General features: G+C 64.5%; 16 protein-coding genes. 1 reads left to right on the forward strand and 15 read right to left on the reverse strand.

The features are described 5' to 3' along the window. Window positions 1–582: 582 nt before the first annotated feature. From rpsN to CXQ88_RS08255, 5 genes are all read right to left on the reverse strand, one after another. On the reverse strand, window positions 583–888 hold the full coding sequence (gene rpsN, locus CXQ88_RS08235; RefSeq protein ID WP_015938870.1) for a 30S ribosomal protein S14: 306 nt from the start codon (window positions 886–888) through the stop codon (window positions 583–585). A gap of 2 nt (window positions 889–890) precedes the next feature. Next, window positions 891–1058 (reverse strand): 50S ribosomal protein L33, encoded by a 168-nt coding sequence (gene rpmG / locus CXQ88_RS08240; protein ID WP_013602737.1) that lies wholly within the window; start codon window positions 1056–1058, stop codon window positions 891–893. Continuing rightward, window positions 1058–1294: a 50S ribosomal protein L28 gene (gene rpmB, locus CXQ88_RS08245; RefSeq protein WP_104043693.1), complete on the reverse strand. Its 237-nt coding sequence runs from the start codon at window positions 1292–1294 to the stop codon at window positions 1058–1060. The genes rpmG and rpmB overlap by 1 nt, the downstream gene beginning before the upstream one ends. 254 nt (window positions 1295–1548) lie before the next feature. After that, window positions 1549–2310, reverse strand: a complete 762-nt coding sequence (locus CXQ88_RS08250; RefSeq protein WP_104043694.1) for an SGNH/GDSL hydrolase family protein — start codon at window positions 2308–2310, stop codon at window positions 1549–1551. 49 nt (window positions 2311–2359) lie between these two features. After that, window positions 2360–2839, reverse strand: coding sequence for a MarR family winged helix-turn-helix transcriptional regulator (locus tag CXQ88_RS08255; protein WP_104043695.1), 480 nt, complete (start codon window positions 2837–2839; stop codon window positions 2360–2362). A gap of 69 nt (window positions 2840–2908) precedes the next feature. On the opposite strand from CXQ88_RS08255, the gene CXQ88_RS08260 reads away from it, so the two are divergent. Next, window positions 2909–3196, forward strand: a complete 288-nt coding sequence (locus CXQ88_RS08260) for a YciI family protein (RefSeq protein WP_104043696.1) — start codon at window positions 2909–2911, stop codon at window positions 3194–3196. On the opposite strand, the gene CXQ88_RS08265 is transcribed toward CXQ88_RS08260, so the two are convergent. From CXQ88_RS08265 to CXQ88_RS08310, 10 genes are all read right to left on the reverse strand, one after another. After that, window positions 3193–4038: an SGNH/GDSL hydrolase family protein gene (locus CXQ88_RS08265; protein WP_104043697.1), complete on the reverse strand. Its 846-nt coding sequence runs from the start codon at window positions 4036–4038 to the stop codon at window positions 3193–3195. The two genes, CXQ88_RS08260 and CXQ88_RS08265, sit on opposite strands and share 4 nt — an antisense overlap. Window positions 4039–4144: 106 nt before the next feature. Beyond that, entirely contained in the window at window positions 4145–5191 is a 1047-nt protein-coding gene (locus tag CXQ88_RS08270; protein WP_104043698.1) for a siderophore-interacting protein, read from the reverse strand. Then, complete coding sequence (locus CXQ88_RS08275) at window positions 5188–6003, reverse strand: ABC transporter ATP-binding protein (RefSeq protein WP_104043699.1); 816 nt, start codon at window positions 6001–6003, stop codon at window positions 5188–5190. The genes CXQ88_RS08270 and CXQ88_RS08275 overlap by 4 nt, the downstream gene beginning before the upstream one ends. Window position 6004: 1 nt before the next feature. Next, window positions 6005–7120: a FecCD family ABC transporter permease gene (locus CXQ88_RS08280; protein ID WP_373637729.1), complete on the reverse strand. Its 1116-nt coding sequence runs from the start codon at window positions 7118–7120 to the stop codon at window positions 6005–6007. Next, on the reverse strand, window positions 7117–8208 hold the full coding sequence (locus CXQ88_RS08285; protein ID WP_104043700.1) for a FecCD family ABC transporter permease: 1092 nt from the start codon (window positions 8206–8208) through the stop codon (window positions 7117–7119). Before CXQ88_RS08285 ends, CXQ88_RS08280 begins: the two co-directional genes overlap by 4 nt. 10 nt (window positions 8209–8218) lie before the next feature. Next, on the reverse strand, window positions 8219–9310 hold the full coding sequence (locus CXQ88_RS08290; protein ID WP_104043701.1) for an iron-siderophore ABC transporter substrate-binding protein: 1092 nt from the start codon (window positions 9308–9310) through the stop codon (window positions 8219–8221). 178 nt (window positions 9311–9488) lie between these two features. After that, complete coding sequence (locus tag CXQ88_RS08295) at window positions 9489–10196, reverse strand: hypothetical protein (RefSeq protein WP_104043876.1); 708 nt, start codon at window positions 10194–10196, stop codon at window positions 9489–9491. Window positions 10197–10236: 40 nt separating this feature from the next. After that, window positions 10237–10947 carry a hypothetical protein gene (locus CXQ88_RS08300; RefSeq protein WP_104043702.1) on the reverse strand — a complete coding sequence of 237 codons (711 nt, stop codon included), beginning with the start codon at window positions 10945–10947 and terminating at the stop codon, window positions 10237–10239. 193 nt (window positions 10948–11140) lie between these two features. Continuing rightward, on the reverse strand, window positions 11141–14620 hold the full coding sequence (locus tag CXQ88_RS08305; protein WP_104043703.1) for an ATP-binding protein: 3480 nt from the start codon (window positions 14618–14620) through the stop codon (window positions 11141–11143). Continuing rightward, window positions 14617–15444, reverse strand: coding sequence for a DUF4194 domain-containing protein (locus tag CXQ88_RS08310; protein ID WP_258061766.1), 828 nt, complete (start codon window positions 15442–15444; stop codon window positions 14617–14619). The genes CXQ88_RS08305 and CXQ88_RS08310 overlap by 4 nt, the downstream gene beginning before the upstream one ends. Window position 15445 lies beyond the last annotated feature (1 nt).

Below are 15445 nucleotides of genomic sequence, written 5' to 3' on the forward strand. Positions count from 1 at the left end.
AGTCAATTCAACCAATCACTAAAACAATTGGTATCAACAAACTTGGCACACTATTGAGTTCTCAAACAACAGACACACCCGGCACCACCACAACATCACAGTCATGAATCGCTCCGGAGCAACTTTCCAAACTTACCCGAACCTACACTCCGAATCAAATCCGTGTTTCAGGATTTCCATCGGCGGGAGGTCGTCTCCACCTCATCAGGAAGCGCTCGAAAGCCCTACCAGAATTTGGTATTGATTTGGGGGTTTTGGCCGCCCGGGGTAACCAGCTCTTCGCTGTCTCCCTCGCGGCGACTTAGAAAACAATACACCTCCTCCGGCCCCTCCGCAAATCCCCTTTCACGTGGTCCTGTTCCGCGCCATCCCGCGGCAAAAGCGGCCGTGGGCGCCCAAGCCAAGCATCCGCCGTCGGACTTTCCTACTGTGCGTTGCGACACCCGGATGTCGACAGGCGCAATCAACGATCACAAGCTGGCTCACGGCGGCTGGCACAACCGGCGGCCTTAAACGCAGAAAGGGCCGGCAACCGTGAGGTTGCCGGCCCTTTCTCAAGCAGTTGGTATCAGCAGGGCTGGATTACCAGGAAGACTTGGTGATGCCCGGAAGCTCACCGCGGTGAGCCATGTCGCGGAAGCGAACACGGGAGATGCCGAACTTCTGGAAGGTACCGCGGGGACGGCCGTCGATGATGTCGCGGTTACGCAGACGGATCGGGGACGCGTTGCGGGGCAGCTTCTGCAGGCCCAGGCGGGCTGCTTCGCGTGCTTCGTCGGTTGCGTTTTCGTCAACCAGGGTCTTCTTCAGCTCGAGGCGCTTTGCTGCGTAACGCTCAACGATGACCTTGCGCTGCTCGTTGCGAGCAATCTTGGACTTCTTAGCCATGTTTAGCGCTCCTCTCGGAATTCGACGTGCTGGCGGATCTTGGGGTCGTACTTCTTCAGGACCATACGGTCCGGATCGTTACGACGGTTCTTGCGGGTTACGTAGGTGTAACCCGTGCCCGCAGTCGACTTGAGCTTGATGATCGGACGTACGTCCTTGTCCTTAGCCACTAGAGCTTCACCCCACGAGCGAGAATGCTGGCGACGACAACGTCGATGCCGCGTACGTCGATGGTCTTGATGCCCTTTGCAGAAACCTGCAGCGTGACATTACGGCGCAGGGACGGAACCCAGTAGCGCTTCTTCTGAATGTTCGGATCGAACCGACGCTTGTTGCGGCGGTGCGAGTGCGAAATGCTGTGCCCAAAGCCCGGCTCGGCTCCGGTCACTTGGCAGTGTGCTGCCATGACTTCTCCTCAAGAATTGAAAGTAATGATCCGCATATCTGCTGCTGGACCATGCTGCTAAGGGCGACCCAAAATAAGAGAAGGGCAACGGTTAGTCACGCAACTTGAGCCCCTAACTACCGGCCGCCTTGGAGAAATTACCGGGCAACCGGAGCAATTGCGCACGCTCCGCGCACTTAGCGCCTACCAAGTCTACGAGTTCACGCAATTAAAGACCAATCCGGCCTCGGAGGGTGTATAAGGCGGCTCCGCGATTAGAGCCGCGTGAGCTGGGGGTACCTCGGCTTCAGGCCGTCGCCCGAGGACTTCCCGGTGACCCGGCGGACAACCCACGGGCCGGCGAACTCCCGCACCCAGCGGGCGTTCGCGCGGACGGCGTCCACCCTGCTGAGCTCAGGCACAGGTGTCATCGGCGGAACCTCAAGGGAGTGGTCATGTTCCAGGACGTCCAGCACACGCTTGGCCATGTTGGCGTGCCCCGCGGCGGACATGTGCATCCTGTCCTGCGCCCACATGCCCCAGTCGTAGTACTCGCTGAAGCGCCAGTAGTCCACCAGCAAAGCACCGTGGTCTCCGGCGATACCGCGTACCAGTTCGTTGTAGATGGCCGTGCGCCCACGGGTGGTGCTGAAGACTTTGGATCCCCTGGAGTCGAAGCCGGTGAACATGAGCACAGTGGCGCCGGTGGCGCGCAGTTTGGCGATGGCGTTGTTGTACTCCACCAGAAGCTCGTCGATGTCGATCCTTGGCCGGAGGATGTCGTTGGCGCCCGCGTAAATGCTCACCAAAGTAGGTTGAAGTTCGACGGCGGCGTCCACCTGCTCAGCCATGATCTGACGGAGTTTCCTTCCGCGGATGGCGAGATTCGCGTACCCGAAGCCGGGATCAACGGCGCCCAGCTGCTCAGCCACGCGGTCCGCCCAGCCGCGGACACCGTTCGGACGGGTGTGATCGTCGTCGCCCACGCCTTCGGTGAAAGAGTCACCAAGGGCCACGAACCGGGTAGTGAAATCCATTCGGCCAGTTTGCCATCAGTTGCTGGGAGCAAACCAACCGGGACTGTGCCTAGCCTTCCCGCAGGATCCAATGGTCGGAGTCCAACCGGCCCACGACCTTTTCACCGATGCGCGCCAGATCCAACACGTCCTGCTCGGTCAGGGCGTCCAAGAACAGGTCCCGAACGGTCTCAACGTGACCCGGCGCGAGTCCAACGATGGTGGCCATGCCTTCTTCGGTGAGGTGGGCCGTGGTGACGCGGGCATCGTGGGGGTGTGGGCGGCGTTCCACCCAGCCGCGCTTCTGCAGTTTGGTCACCACATGCGAAAGCCGCGACAAGGATGCGCTGCTGCGCGCGGCAAGCTCGCTCATCGGCAGGAACCGCTCTTCCGCCTCGGACAGCATGGCCAGGACGGTGTAGTCGAAAAGGGACAGTTTCCCCGCTGCGTGGAGCTTGGTATCAAGGGCCGCCGGCAGGAGCGTATTGATGCTTACCAGGGCCAGCCAGGCACGGCGTTCGTCGGCGGAGAGCCAGCGGGGTTCGGTCATGTGCCCATTCTACGAGAAGTAGGCGGTTGATCCTTCAAGTAGCAGCGGTGCCACCGGTAGGCTGGGCGCATGTATGTTGTCACCCTGACCTACCGGGTTCCCCAGGACATCGTGGACTTCCACAACGATGCGCACGTCGCCTGGCTAAAGAAGGCTTTCGACGACGGCGTGTTCATCGCCGCGGGGCGCAAGGTTCCGCGGACGGGCGGTATGTTGCTCTCCCGGGCCGACCGCGCCACCCTTGACGCCAGTTTGGCCCAGGACCCGTTCTACTCCAACGGTGTTGCCGACTTCGAGGTTGTAGAGTTCCACGCTGCGAGGGTTGCATCGGGTTTTGAGAACCTGCTGGACAGCTAGGACCCGGCACTCCCCGCCGGCGATTTTGCGGCAACCTTTTTCAGGCCGCCTTTTCGCGGCACCTTGACTGGTTCCGGCCACCGCGGGGTGAGCTGGTCACCCAACGTGACGCCGCGCAATTTCCGGCCGAACAGCGGCAGGACCCAGTCGTGGATCCAGCGGCGCTGGCGCTGTTCCCACTCCCGCAGGCTGAGCTTCGCCGGCGGTTCCCAGTCTTTCAGCCGGATCTTGTGCGGCACTCCCAGCTGGTCCAGCACCTGGCCGGCCAAGTACTTGTGTCCGGCCTTGGACATGTGGAGGCGGTCCGAGTCCCACATCCGGCGGTCGTGGAACGCGTCCAGGCACCAGTAGTCCACGAGCACGGCGCCGTATTTGGCTGCGATGGCCCGCACCTGTTCGTTGTAGAAGTTGTTGCGCTTCTTCAACGGCTCCAGGAGCGCCGAAACTTTCACGTCGAAGCCGGTGAACAGCACCAGCGTGGCACCTGTTTCCGCGAGCTGCGCCACGAGCCCTTCGTAGTCGGCCATCAGCGCTGACATGTCGGTCTTCACGTCCAGGATGTCGTTGCCGCCTGCGTAGATCGTGACCAGGGTGGGCCGCATGCCCAGCGCCGGCTCCAGCTGCTCGCCGATCACATGCCGGAGCCGTTTGCTCCTGATAGCGAGATTGGCATACCGCCATCCCGGCTGGGCCTTGGCCAGTTTTTCCGCCACCCGGTCCGCCCAGCCCCGCACACCATTGGGCAACCGCTCGTCCCGGTCCCCAACCCCCTCAGTAAAAGAGTCGCCCAAGGCAACAAAAACCCGCCGCCCAGACTCAGGAAGCAAAGGTTCAGGACGCACGGATTCAACCTAGCCCGAACAAGAAGCGCGCAGGGAAAGCCGAGGTAAAGCGTAGGTGTCTAAGCGACGGCAAAATAACGCAACCGGCCACCCAAGCCGGGAAGACTTACCCCTCGGCCTTGCCCTGACGCCAGTACCCCATGAAAGCAACCTGCTTCCGGTCGATCCCAACGTCCCGGACAAGGTACCGCCGCATGTCCTTGATGACGGCGGCTTCGCCCGCAATCCAGGCGTAGAAAGGCATGGCGCCTGCGGGCATGTCGGGATTTTTTGTGGCCTGGATTTCGGCGGTCTCCATCCGCTGGGGAGTCTCCCAGAGGATGTCAACGTCCACGTTGACGTCCTCCGGCTCGGGGCCTGCGCCGCCGTCGGCCGCCTTGATTCCTACCCAGCCGGGCACCGGGACTGCCTTGCGCACCGCTTCCTGGAGCAGTTCCCCGTTCGGCCGGGACCGTCCGATCGCGGCCCCCCGCGCCAGCCAGGTGATCTCGATGTCGGCGGGCGAGGAGAGTTCGAGGAAGTCGCCTGCTTCGGGGACCTCCAGGAAGGCGTGGCCGGTCATGTAGTCGGGCAGGCTTTCAAGAATGGCGGAGATGGCGGGGATGGCTGTCTCGTCGCCGGCGAGCAGGACACGCTGTGCCAGCCCGGGCCGCCATTCGATGCCGCCGTAGGCCTCTGCTGTGGCGCACTGTGCGGCGCGGTTGTTGGGGCCAATGAGGGTAAGGGCATCACCAGGTTTGGCGTTGAGGGCCCAGTTGGCGGCGGGCCCGCCGTTGCCCTGGTCATCGAAGTGCATCACGAAGTCGACGTCGATCTCGGGGTAGACGGTGTCCAGCCGGGCGTGCCGGACGGTGTAGGTCCGCATCGAGCCGCGCACCGCCGGGTCCATGGCCAGCCATTCCCGGTACCAGCCGGACATGCTCATCTCGAAGACGGGCAGCGGAAGCTCTGTGCCGTCCGCGGCGAGGGACGGGATCATGAGTTTGACCCGGAGGTCGAGGGTGTCGCCGTTGACGCCGAAGTCCCGCAGCGAGTACCCGCCGAACGTGATCCTACGGAAGTTCGGGCTTAGTTCCTGCACGGATGAAACAGTGACCTCAAAAGCGAGGGTCATCGGCTCGGTGGAGGCTGCGGCAATGTCGCGGGTCTTCATGAAACGAGCTCCAGTTCGTTGGCGGGGACGTGGTGTCGGCCGATGGGAATGATCAGGGGTGTTCCGGAGATGGGGTCCGGGATGACGCGGGATTCGAGGCCAAAGACACTGCGGACCAGCCCCTCGGTGACCACCTCCTTGGGCGCGCCAACTGCAACAACGGCGCCGCCCTTCATGGCGATCACGTTGTCCGCGTATCGGGCGGCGAGGTTCAGGTCGTGCAGGACGATGGCCACTGTGGTGCCACGTTGTCGGTTGAGGTCCGTCACCAGGTCCAGGACCTCCACCTGGTGCGCCAGGTCAAGGTACGTGGTGGGTTCGTCCAGAAGCAGGACGTCGGTTTCCTGGGCGAGGGCCATGGCTATCCAGACGCGCTGCCGCTGCCCGCCCGAGAGTTCGTCCACGTTCCGCTCGGCGAGGGCCAGCGTCTCGGTGGCTTCCAGCGCGCGCTGCACGGCGAGATCGTCCTTGCCGCTCCAGCTGCGGAAGAAGCCCTGGTGCGGGTAGCGTCCGCGGCCCACGAGGTCGCGGACAACGATGCCGTCAGGAGCCGTGGGGTGCTGCGGTAGCAGGCCAAGGGTGCGGGCCAGTTCGCGTGCCGGGCGCGAATGGATGTCTTTGCCGTCCAGGGTCACCACGCCGGCCGCGGGCTTAAGGAGCCGGGACAGGCCACGGAGGAGGGTTGACTTCCCGCAGGCGTTGGCACCCACGATCATGGTCACCTTGCCTTCGGGGATCTCGACGGTAAGCCCGTCCACCACGCAACGCTGGTCGTATTTCAGCGTCAGGTCCTTGGCGTTGAGAACTGCCACGTCAGGCATCCTTTCGGTTGGCCGTGACCAGGAGCCACAGCAGGAACGGGGCGCCCAGCGCGCCGGTGATCACACCCACCGGCAGCACCGTGCCGTCCAGCAGCAGGGGGGCAAGGTTGGCGGCGACGTAGTCCGCGGCAAGGACGATAACAGCACCAACAAGGGCCGACGCCGGGAGGCTGGCTTTGCCGGTGAAGCGCCGGGCGATGGGCCCGGCAAGGAAGGCGACGAACGAGACCGGGCCTGCTGCCGCCGTCGCGACTGCTGCCAGCGACACTGCGATGATCACCAGCGCCAGTCGCGTGGCACCTACCCGGATCCCCAGGCCAGCAGCGGCGTCGGGGCCAAGTTCCAGGATGCGCAGGGGGCCGGCGATGGCAACCACGGCGGGGATCAGGACGGCGAGGGCGAGGGCAAGGACAACTGCGCGGTCCCAGGAGGCGGCGTTCAGGGACCCGTTGAGCCAGACCAGGGCGTCGGCCGCGGTCCGGATGTCCGCGCGGGTCATCAGGAAGTTGACTACTGCGTGCAGCGCGGCCGCGATTCCTACGCCTGCCAGGATGAGCCGGTTTCCGGCAGCGTCGCCGCGGCTGGTTCCGCTAACTCCACCGCTGGAAATGGCGTAGATAATGGCTGCCACACCGAGCGCGCCGGCGAGGGCAGCTCCCGAGACCACGGCACCCGAGGCACCGAAGATCACTATGGCCACTACGGCGGCAGCACTGGCGCCGTAGCTGATGCCGATGACATCGGGGCTGGCCAGCGGGTTTCGAAGCATGGTCTGGAACAGAGCGCCTGCCATTCCGAATGCGAGGCCGATCATGGTGCCGATGACTGCCCGCGGCAGCTTGTTCTCCATCACAATGAAGCTGGCGCCGGGAATCTTTTCACCACCGGTCAGATGCGCGAAAAGGATCTTGAAGAAGTCCGGGATGGTAACCGTGTAGCTGCCCAGCAGGACAGACACGGCGAACAGGATCACGACGGCGGCTGCCAGGATGGCGGTCCTGTTCAGGTGCGCCCTGCTCCGGCGTTGCCCTATCAGCCTTGGTCCCTTTGACCCGGTTTTGGCAGCGTTATGTGATAGGTCAACAGGGGTTTTAGAGGTGAGTGTCACAGTCCGGCCCCCTTGCCCCGGTGGATGAGCCAGACGAAGACAGGCGCTCCGACGAGGGCCGTCATGATGCCGGCCGGGACTTCGCCGGGAAGAAGCACCACGCGGCCGATGATGTCGGCGCCCAGGAGCAGCACCGGCGCCAGGACCAGCGAGAAGGGCAGGATCCACCGGTAGTCGGGCCCGGTGAGGAAACGGACAGCGTGCGGGATGACCAGCCCAATAAAGCCGATGGGCCCCGCAAGCGCTGTGGCGGAACCACACAGCAGCACGATTCCGAAGGCAGTGATTCCCCGGACCAGGCCCACGCGCTGGCCGAGCCCGCGGGCAATGTCATCGCCAAGGGCCAGACTGTTGAGGATCCGGCCGGTCAGCAGGACGATGAGTGCGCCGGCGGCCAGGAATGGAAGCCCGGACAGCACCACGGACCAGTCGCGTCCGGCGAGCCCGCCCACCTGCCAGAAGCGGAACTTGTCCAGGGTGTCCTGGCTCGAGACCAGGATGACGTTCATCAGGGAGTAAAGGCCTGCGTTCAGTGCGGCTCCTGCCAGCGCGAGCTTGATCGGAGTGGCGCCGTCCCTTCCCAGGGATGCCACGAGGTAAACCACGACGGCAGCGGCTGCTGCCCCGACGAAGGCGAACCAGATGTACCCGGAGAGCGAGCCCACGCCAAACACATAGATTCCGGTCACTACCGCGAGGGCGGCGCCGGCGTTGACGCCCATAATGCCGGGATCAGCCAGCGGATTCCGCGCCACACCCTGCATGGCTGCACCCGCCAGGCCCAGGGCGCCGCCGGCGAGGACGCCGAGGACGGTACGAGGGATGCGGGCGTGGACCACAGCGTGGTCGCCGTTGGCGGGATCAAACGCAGTGAGCGCCTGCCACACCGTGCCGAGCGACAGTCCCCTCGCGCCGATGGCCAGGGATGCCAGGGCCAGCAGCGCCAGTACAACGACGGCGGCCAGCAGCCAGGCGGCGCGCTTCCCCCCGAAAGCGCGGCCGCGGGAAGGACCGTCAGGTCCCTTTGCCGGCACCGGGGTGCCTGCGGCCCCCTGCCCGGGGGCCGCCGTCGTCGTACTGTGCGCCATGAAACGGTGCTTACTTCACAGCATCCGCTGCGGTGGCCAACTCCGGCAGGAACGTGTCCAAAGCCCACGGCAGGCTCAGCGGGGAGGAAGCGGAGATTGCCAGGACCAGGCTCTTGTTCGCGTCCGCCACGAATGCGCCGTTCTTGACCGCCGGAATCTGTCCGAGCAGCGGATCGTTCTTGATGGCTTCCGCCTCGCTGGCATTTTCGACGGAGCTAAGGAAGACGTCGGACTCGAGCTCGTTGACCTTTTCAGCGGACCACGGCACGAAGAATTCCTTGGAGCCGGCAGATGCTTCCTCGGCAACCGGAGCAAGCTTCATTCCGATGGAGGTCAGGAACTTCGGCCGGTTGTCATTGGCCGTGTAGATGCCGGTCTGCGTCGGGTCGGCGGGCATGGCGTAACCGTAGATGAAGGTCTTGCCCTGGATCTGCGGGTACTTCGCGGCTTCTTCCTTGACGGTCGCTTCGGTGTCCGAGATGAGCTTGGTGGCTTCGGCGTCCTTGCCGAGGGCCTTGCCGATGATGGACGTGGCGTCCTGCCAGGAGGTTCCGTAGGCCAGTTCGGGGTGGGCCACAACCGGCGCGATTTCGCTGAGCTTCTTGTAGTCCTCCTCGGTAAGGCCCGAGTAGGCGGCGAGGATGACGTCCGGGGTGAGCTTGGCGATCTCGGTGAAGTTGATGCCGTCTGCCTCGGAGTACTGCGCGGGAGCCTTGTCGGAGCCAAAGCCTGCGCCGAGGTCCTCCAGTGCGGCGTCCTTCCATGGGGTGGAGCCCTGCTCGTTGCCGCCCCACTCGTTCTTGGGGACGCCCACCGGTACAACGCCCAAGGCGATGGAGACGTCGTCATTGACCCAAGAGACGGTGGCGACCCGTGTGGGCTGCTTTTCGATGGTGGTCTTGCCGAAGGCGTGCTCGATGGTTACCGGGAACTGGGTGCTGCTGGAGCTGGACGCTGTGGAGTCGGAGCTTGAAGTGGCTGGGCCGGTGGAGCAGGCGGAGAGGGTGAGCGCCGCGGCGGCCAGAACGGCTGTTGCCTTGCCGGCTGATTTCAACAGCGTGCGGCGGGTGGCGCTTGGCCCGGGGAAGAGGGGGGAAGTCACGGAACTCCTTAAGTCAATGAAGCGAACTCAAGTAAGGCTAGCCTAGCCTCGCTGCTATTACGCAAGGGTTCCGTAACTTAATCGTCCTCCGTGACCAAGGACACTTTGCTACGGTGCAATCCGGATGTGAGGAAACCCTCCCTCGACAATGCGAAGGAGGGCTTCCCTTCCCTGCCGGTCAGCGGTACGTGAAGCTCATCAGCACAGCCTTCAGGGTGCGTCCTTCATCACCCCAGTACCACTCCTTCGCCGCCTCGTCATTCGCGAACGGTTGATCTGCGAACAGCACATCTGCGGTCAGAATGCGGTCGCCGAGCATCACGAGCCCGTATTGCACTTTCCCGTCCGGCGATATCGGCGATCCCGCCGTTAGCCCCATGCGGTAAGTAGCAGTGCCAAAGGCGTGATCAACAAAGAACGACGAACTGGGCGTGGGAACCGCAGCCCCGACCAATCCGGGCACCGGGTCCGTCTCGAGTATGAACCTGGAGACATTGCCGGCTGTGGCGTCGCCGATCTGGCTGTAGTACATGGCAATGCGCTCGTTGCCGCTGGCATCGTAGAGAGTCGCAGTCTCCACCGCAGGGGATGCCGAAACCTGCTCATGCTCCACGCGCCAGCCCTCCGCGTGGGCAAAGGACAGGCGGCCATCTGCGAACGTGAAGGTCACCGGCCCTCTGGGAATGGGGGAAGAGGTAGCGGCGGGAACGATGGATGCAGGCGGACTGGCAACCGCGGCGGGCTCACGCGCCGAGGCGGACGGGGGCACGGCGGCTGTAGTCGCGCTACCGTTCCCGGCCGGGGTGTTGGACAGGCAGCCGGTCACGGCGAGCGCCGCTGACAGGGTCACCGAGAGCAGGAAGATTGCACGTTGTGCCAAACGCATGGAAGTACCTTTCAAGAAAACCTGCCGGGTCATTTGTCAGTTAGCGGTAGGAGAAGCTCATTAGCACAGCCTTCAAAGCTTGACCCTCCGCACCCCAATACCAGGCTTTCGCCTCCTCATCATTGGCGAACGGCTGGCCCGTGAACACCACGTCCGCGGTCACAACGCGGTCGCCGAGCATAATGAGCCCGTCCTGCACCTTCCCGTCCGGCGAGACTGGCAGTCCGGCAGTAAGTCCCATTCGGTAATTCGCGGCCCCACCGCTGCGATCTACAAAGAACGACGAATGGGGCGTGGGAACAGAATGCCCTCGAAGTCCCGGTACCGGGTCCGTTTCCAGTACCGTCCGGTCAGCGTTGCTGGCCACGACATCTGCGATTTGGCCGGTGTAGACGGCAATTTTCGCCGGGCCGACGCGATCTGACACCGTTGCTGTGCCCACGAACGGCGACTCGGATGCCTGGAAAAACTCCACGTGCCACGCCTTCGGGTGCTGGAACGAAAGCCTGCCGTCCGGAAATGTGACGGTCACCGGGCTGTCAGGGTGGAACGCGGGCGGAACCGGCTGCGTTCCACCCGCCGTCGGGCTTGGTGTGACAGCGGCGGGACCCCTCGTGGATGCCGGGGCTGGTGTCTCGGGGGCCTGGGAACCGGCGGTTTCCAATGAGGTACCAGCCGCACAGCCCGAAAGCGTGAGAGCCGCGACGGCGGTGAGCGCCAGGTTGGTGGTGGCGCGGTGTGCTGGGCGCATTCGTGGTGCCTTTCAAAAGAAGGCCGTCAACCTCGTCGGGCGTCAGACGCAGGTCCCAGCGTTCCGCGTCCACCCATCGGGAGGATGAAGGCGAGTGTTGATACCCATCAGCATGCCACCGGAAAAAACAGCTCCACTAGCGTTCCAGCGCTATATCCATCGATTTGTTATACAGGTCTCCCAAGGGTTACAGCTAGCGCAAAACGATGTCCACCGGGTTGGCCTCCGACCGCCACGTGCCTTCTTCGCCCACCCGTGGCTTGATGACCGGCGCCGTCAGCACTCCTGAGCGGTTGGTCCGCTTGTCACGCAGGATTTCGGTCACGGAACCAAGGTGCCGGGACAGGTCTATGACGTTTTCGGGGGCGGCCAGCAGGAGCTGGAAACCGAATTCGTGCAGCGCCTTAATTCCGGCCCCTGCGAACTCCTCAGACGCCAACACAAAGGCCTCGTCCATCATCACCGTGCCGTAGGTGGTGAAGCCCTGCTCGGCGATGCCCAGTTGGTAACTCAACGCCGCGGCCATGATGAATGCGGTAAATCGCTGGCGCTCGCCGCCGGACATGGATCCTGTGTCCGCGTGCATAAAGACCTCGGTCTTCTTAGTCCCGCCCTTTTTGCCCGACGCCGGCCCGGCAACTTCCCGGTGCTCCTTGCACTGAATGAACAGGTGCCCTCGCACGTCCAGCACCTCGGCCCGCCACCGCCTGTCCTCCGGGGCCTGCGAACCCAGCCGCTTGACCAGGGTTTCCAGGGACTTATAGCGGGCTGTGAGCTCGGCGTCGTCGTCCTTTTCACCGCTCACGGCTTCACCGCGGGAACCTTCGGACTTTGCCGGCCGGCTGTGCCGCGCCTTGAGGGCGTTCTGGATGGCGTCCTTGAACTGCTTGGCCGTGGGAGGCAGGGTCTGCTTGATATCCAGTTCCAGGAAGCTGCCCTCGTGGAAGTTAACCTGCGAGAGGATGCCGTTCAGCGGCAGGATGCGGCTGGTGATGGAGCGGCGCTCCTCATCGAGCAGGTGCAGCAGCGTGCTGAAGGATTCGTGCGTGCGCTGGTTGAAGAACTGCCGGAACTCTGCCTCCTGGGCGGGCAGGCCGTCGCTTACGATCGCGTGGTAGCGGGTCTCGAACTCGCCGGCAGCGCCGATGGTGGTGCCGTGGTCAGCAGAGATTGCGCTGCCCCACTCGCGGACGAAGCCCTCGAAAATCCTGGTGAGCCGCTCTGCTGTGGTTTGGCCTCGGGACTCCGCCGTATGCAGTTCACCCAACAGCGCGGTCCGCACCCGGTTGGCGAGGTTGTCCAGCTCATGCATCTCCGTCACGTCGCCGAAATCGGCAAAGTATGGTCCCAGCGCAGTGACGGTGGCGTCCGACGGCGGCGCCTGGGCGAGGCGCTCGCGTGCAGCTTCCAGCAGGGAGTCGGCAGCGGTCAGTTGCCGGTCCAGGGCCTTGTACTCGCTCTGCAGCACAGCAGCGGCCTCGGTGCTGGACTGGTGTTTATGCCGCACATCCTCAATGCTGGCGCGAAGGGGCTCCAGGTCCGCCTGCGCGGCCAGGGCATCCTTGAGCCGCTGTTCGATCCGGGCGAGCTCCTCCGCCGCAACTGCCGCCGACACCTGCTCCCAGGAGCGGTGGTCCTCGGCGATGCGGCGCAGGGCGTCGAGCTGCCGGCTCATGCCCTGGTGCGAATCCTCGCGGGCCTGCGCCAGTTCTGCCGCTTTTGCAACCTCCTGCCGCAGGTCGTCCACTTGACCGGCCACAAGTTCCAGCTTGGCGGCATTGTCGAACCCGAGGACGTAATCCTGCCGGCTGGTGAAGCGGTCATCTTTCTCCACTGTGTGGCGGTTGCGCTTGACCACGCCGCCAAGGCTGAGGCCGCGGTCCAGCCGCGCCAGCTCATCCGGGTCCTCCACGCACGGGTAGGCAAAGTCCAGCGCGATGCGTTCGCGGATCCAAGCCCCGGCTTCGGCGGCAACGCCCGTGGTGAGGATGTCCAGCTTGCTGAGCAGGTCGCCGTCGTGCACGTCCTCCAGCGCCAGCCCGCCGCCGGAGAGCCGCTTGGACACGTCCACTGCGCGCAATGCGCCACGCACGTTGTGGTCGTTGAGGTAGCGGGTCACTGCCGCGAAGTATTCGCCGGGTACCAGCAGGGTGGTGGCGAGGTTGCGGAGCGCACGCTCGGCGGCGGGGCGCCACTTCTCCTCTCCCTCGGCGAGGTCCATCAGTTCGCCGGCGAACGGCATCCGGTCCTCCGGAATGCCTGTCGCAGCCGCGATCGCTGCCCGGTTTTCAATGCTCGACGGCGGCAGCAGCGATTTGCGCGTCTTCAGCGACACGAGCTCCTGCTCAGCCGCGGCCAGCTCGCGCTTCTTCGTTGCGTGGGCGTCGAAGGCTTCAAAGCGGAGTTCCTGCAGGGCCTGGGAATCGTCCTTGAGCTCGGCTGACCTCGCCGCCGCCTGCTCGTGCGCCTGCTCCCAGCCTTCAGCGGTCCACTCAAGCTGGAGGCCGGCGTCACTTAGGGCCTTGCGCGCCGCTTCCTCCACCTGCTGGCGGAGCTTCATTCCCACCCGGGCGTTTTCCAGCGACTGCTCGATCGCGGAGATGGCGTTGCCGCCCTGGTTGTTGTAATCCGTCTCCAGCTGGCGCAGCTCCTTGGCCAGGCCGTCCCGGACTGATCGCTCGGCCCCTAGCTCCTTGGCCTTTGCCTGGGCGAGCTCCTTGAAGCGGGCCAGCATTTTCTGGTGGACCGTGACGGCCAGCTGCTGCTTGAAGGCCTCAAATTCCTCTCCCGCAAGGTCCCTCAGCCGGTTCGCGTCCAGCAGCGCCTGCGCGTACTCCCTGTTCAGCCCCGGCACCGGTGCCAGCTGGTCCCGCTGCTGCCGGACGTCCTCCAGCCGCTGCCGGATGGACATCAGGTTGCTGAACTCCTCGACGACGTCGTCCGCAGCGGCGAGCGTGGCCGGGGCGTCCAGGACCTGGTCCCGGAAGAACGTGTTGACGCTGCCGCCCAGGCCCTTGCCCGCCTGGATGACGCGCAGGAGCGGCAGGGCCTGGTCCGAGTTGATTCCCAGCAGACGGCGGAACCGTTCCGCAAAGGCCTTGTGCACGTCGAAGACCTGGGCGTCCGAAAAGATTGTCTCGAGGGCGGCCTTAGTGAACCTTTTGTCGGCGATGCCCTCGAGCGCCTCCAGGTCCAGCGGCTCGTGGTCTATCAGGTAGAAACGGCCGACGCTCGACTCTGTGCCGTTTTTCGGCAGGTCGAACAGCGCCGACACCGTCACCCGCGTGCCGGCAGCGTTATCAAACGTCAGCGCGGCGGCGGACCAGGTGGCACCCGGGCGCTGGAAGGCACTCGCCGAGCCCTCCCCCACGGCCTTGTCGCCCACCTTGCCGCGCATGTACGTGAACGTGGTCCGCTTGTCCTCGACCGCACCGCCGGAGCGCTGGGCGGCGGCTTCGTTCGACCTGGGCCTCGCATCGAAAACCCGCAGCATGGCGTCGAACAGCGTCGACTTGCCCACGCCCGAGTTGCCCGTGAGCAGCGTGCCGTTGCGGTCCACGTGCATTGTGTGCGCCCCGTGGAAAGTGCCCCAGTTGACCACCTGCACCAGGGCAAGGCGCATCTGGCCCGGGTTCGTCAGGTCGCCCATCGGCAGCATGGTTGCGATGCTCACTCGGCGTCCTCCGATTCGGTTGCGTCCTCAGTTTCGACAGGCTCAACCACCGGGTCCTGGTCGAGGTCTATCAGGGCCTCAGTGCCTGTGGCGTCTGTGGTGGCTGCCGCCAGGGCTTCTATTTGCGCCGGGATGTCGCCGATGTTTTCGAAGGGGAGCGCCAGGGGCAGGGCGTTGGAGATGGTGTAGACGTCGTCCAGGCCGGTGGGCAGGAGGAGTTGGCGGGCGAGGAGCTTGGTGATGGCCCGGTTAACCACGTCGGAGTCGCGGAGCGCGTCCTGCTGGCCCGCGGGCTGGTAGTGCGTGACCAGGTCGGCGATTTCCTCGCGGGTGATGGTGGGATCTGTCTGGGCGGTGACGTGTCTGTCCAGCAGCAGGCGCATCCTCAGCAGGACGATGGTCTCCACCCTGCTGAGTGCACGCTGCTGCCGGAGGATACTGGAGCGGGTGCTGCCTCCGATTGCGTCCGGATCCACCGGGCGCAGGACGGCGATCTTCCGTTCGTGGTCCAGCTGCATCGTGAGGAACAGCTCCGACAGGCGGCTGCGCAGAATCACCTGGTTGTCCAGCAGGACGGTCCAGAGCTTCTCGTCCCGGCCGCCGTCCACGTAGGGACCTTTGAGCAGCTTCACCAGCGCCTGCCGGACCTTCGTGGACAGCACCCCCGTATCACCGGGAAAGAGGGCCGCACCGTCAATGAAAGTGTCGCGGGGCGTGACCGAGAAGGGCCGCTCAGCGCCGGATGCCGCCGCCTGCTCAATCGTCGGGTCATCGGCACGCTCGGCACCCGCCGGGGCCGCCGTCGTCGTCATCTCTTCAGTCATG

It is taken from the genome of Arthrobacter sp. ZGTC412 (assembly GCF_002929215.1).
In the GTDB taxonomy this organism is placed as follows: domain Bacteria; phylum Actinomycetota; class Actinomycetes; order Actinomycetales; family Micrococcaceae; genus Arthrobacter.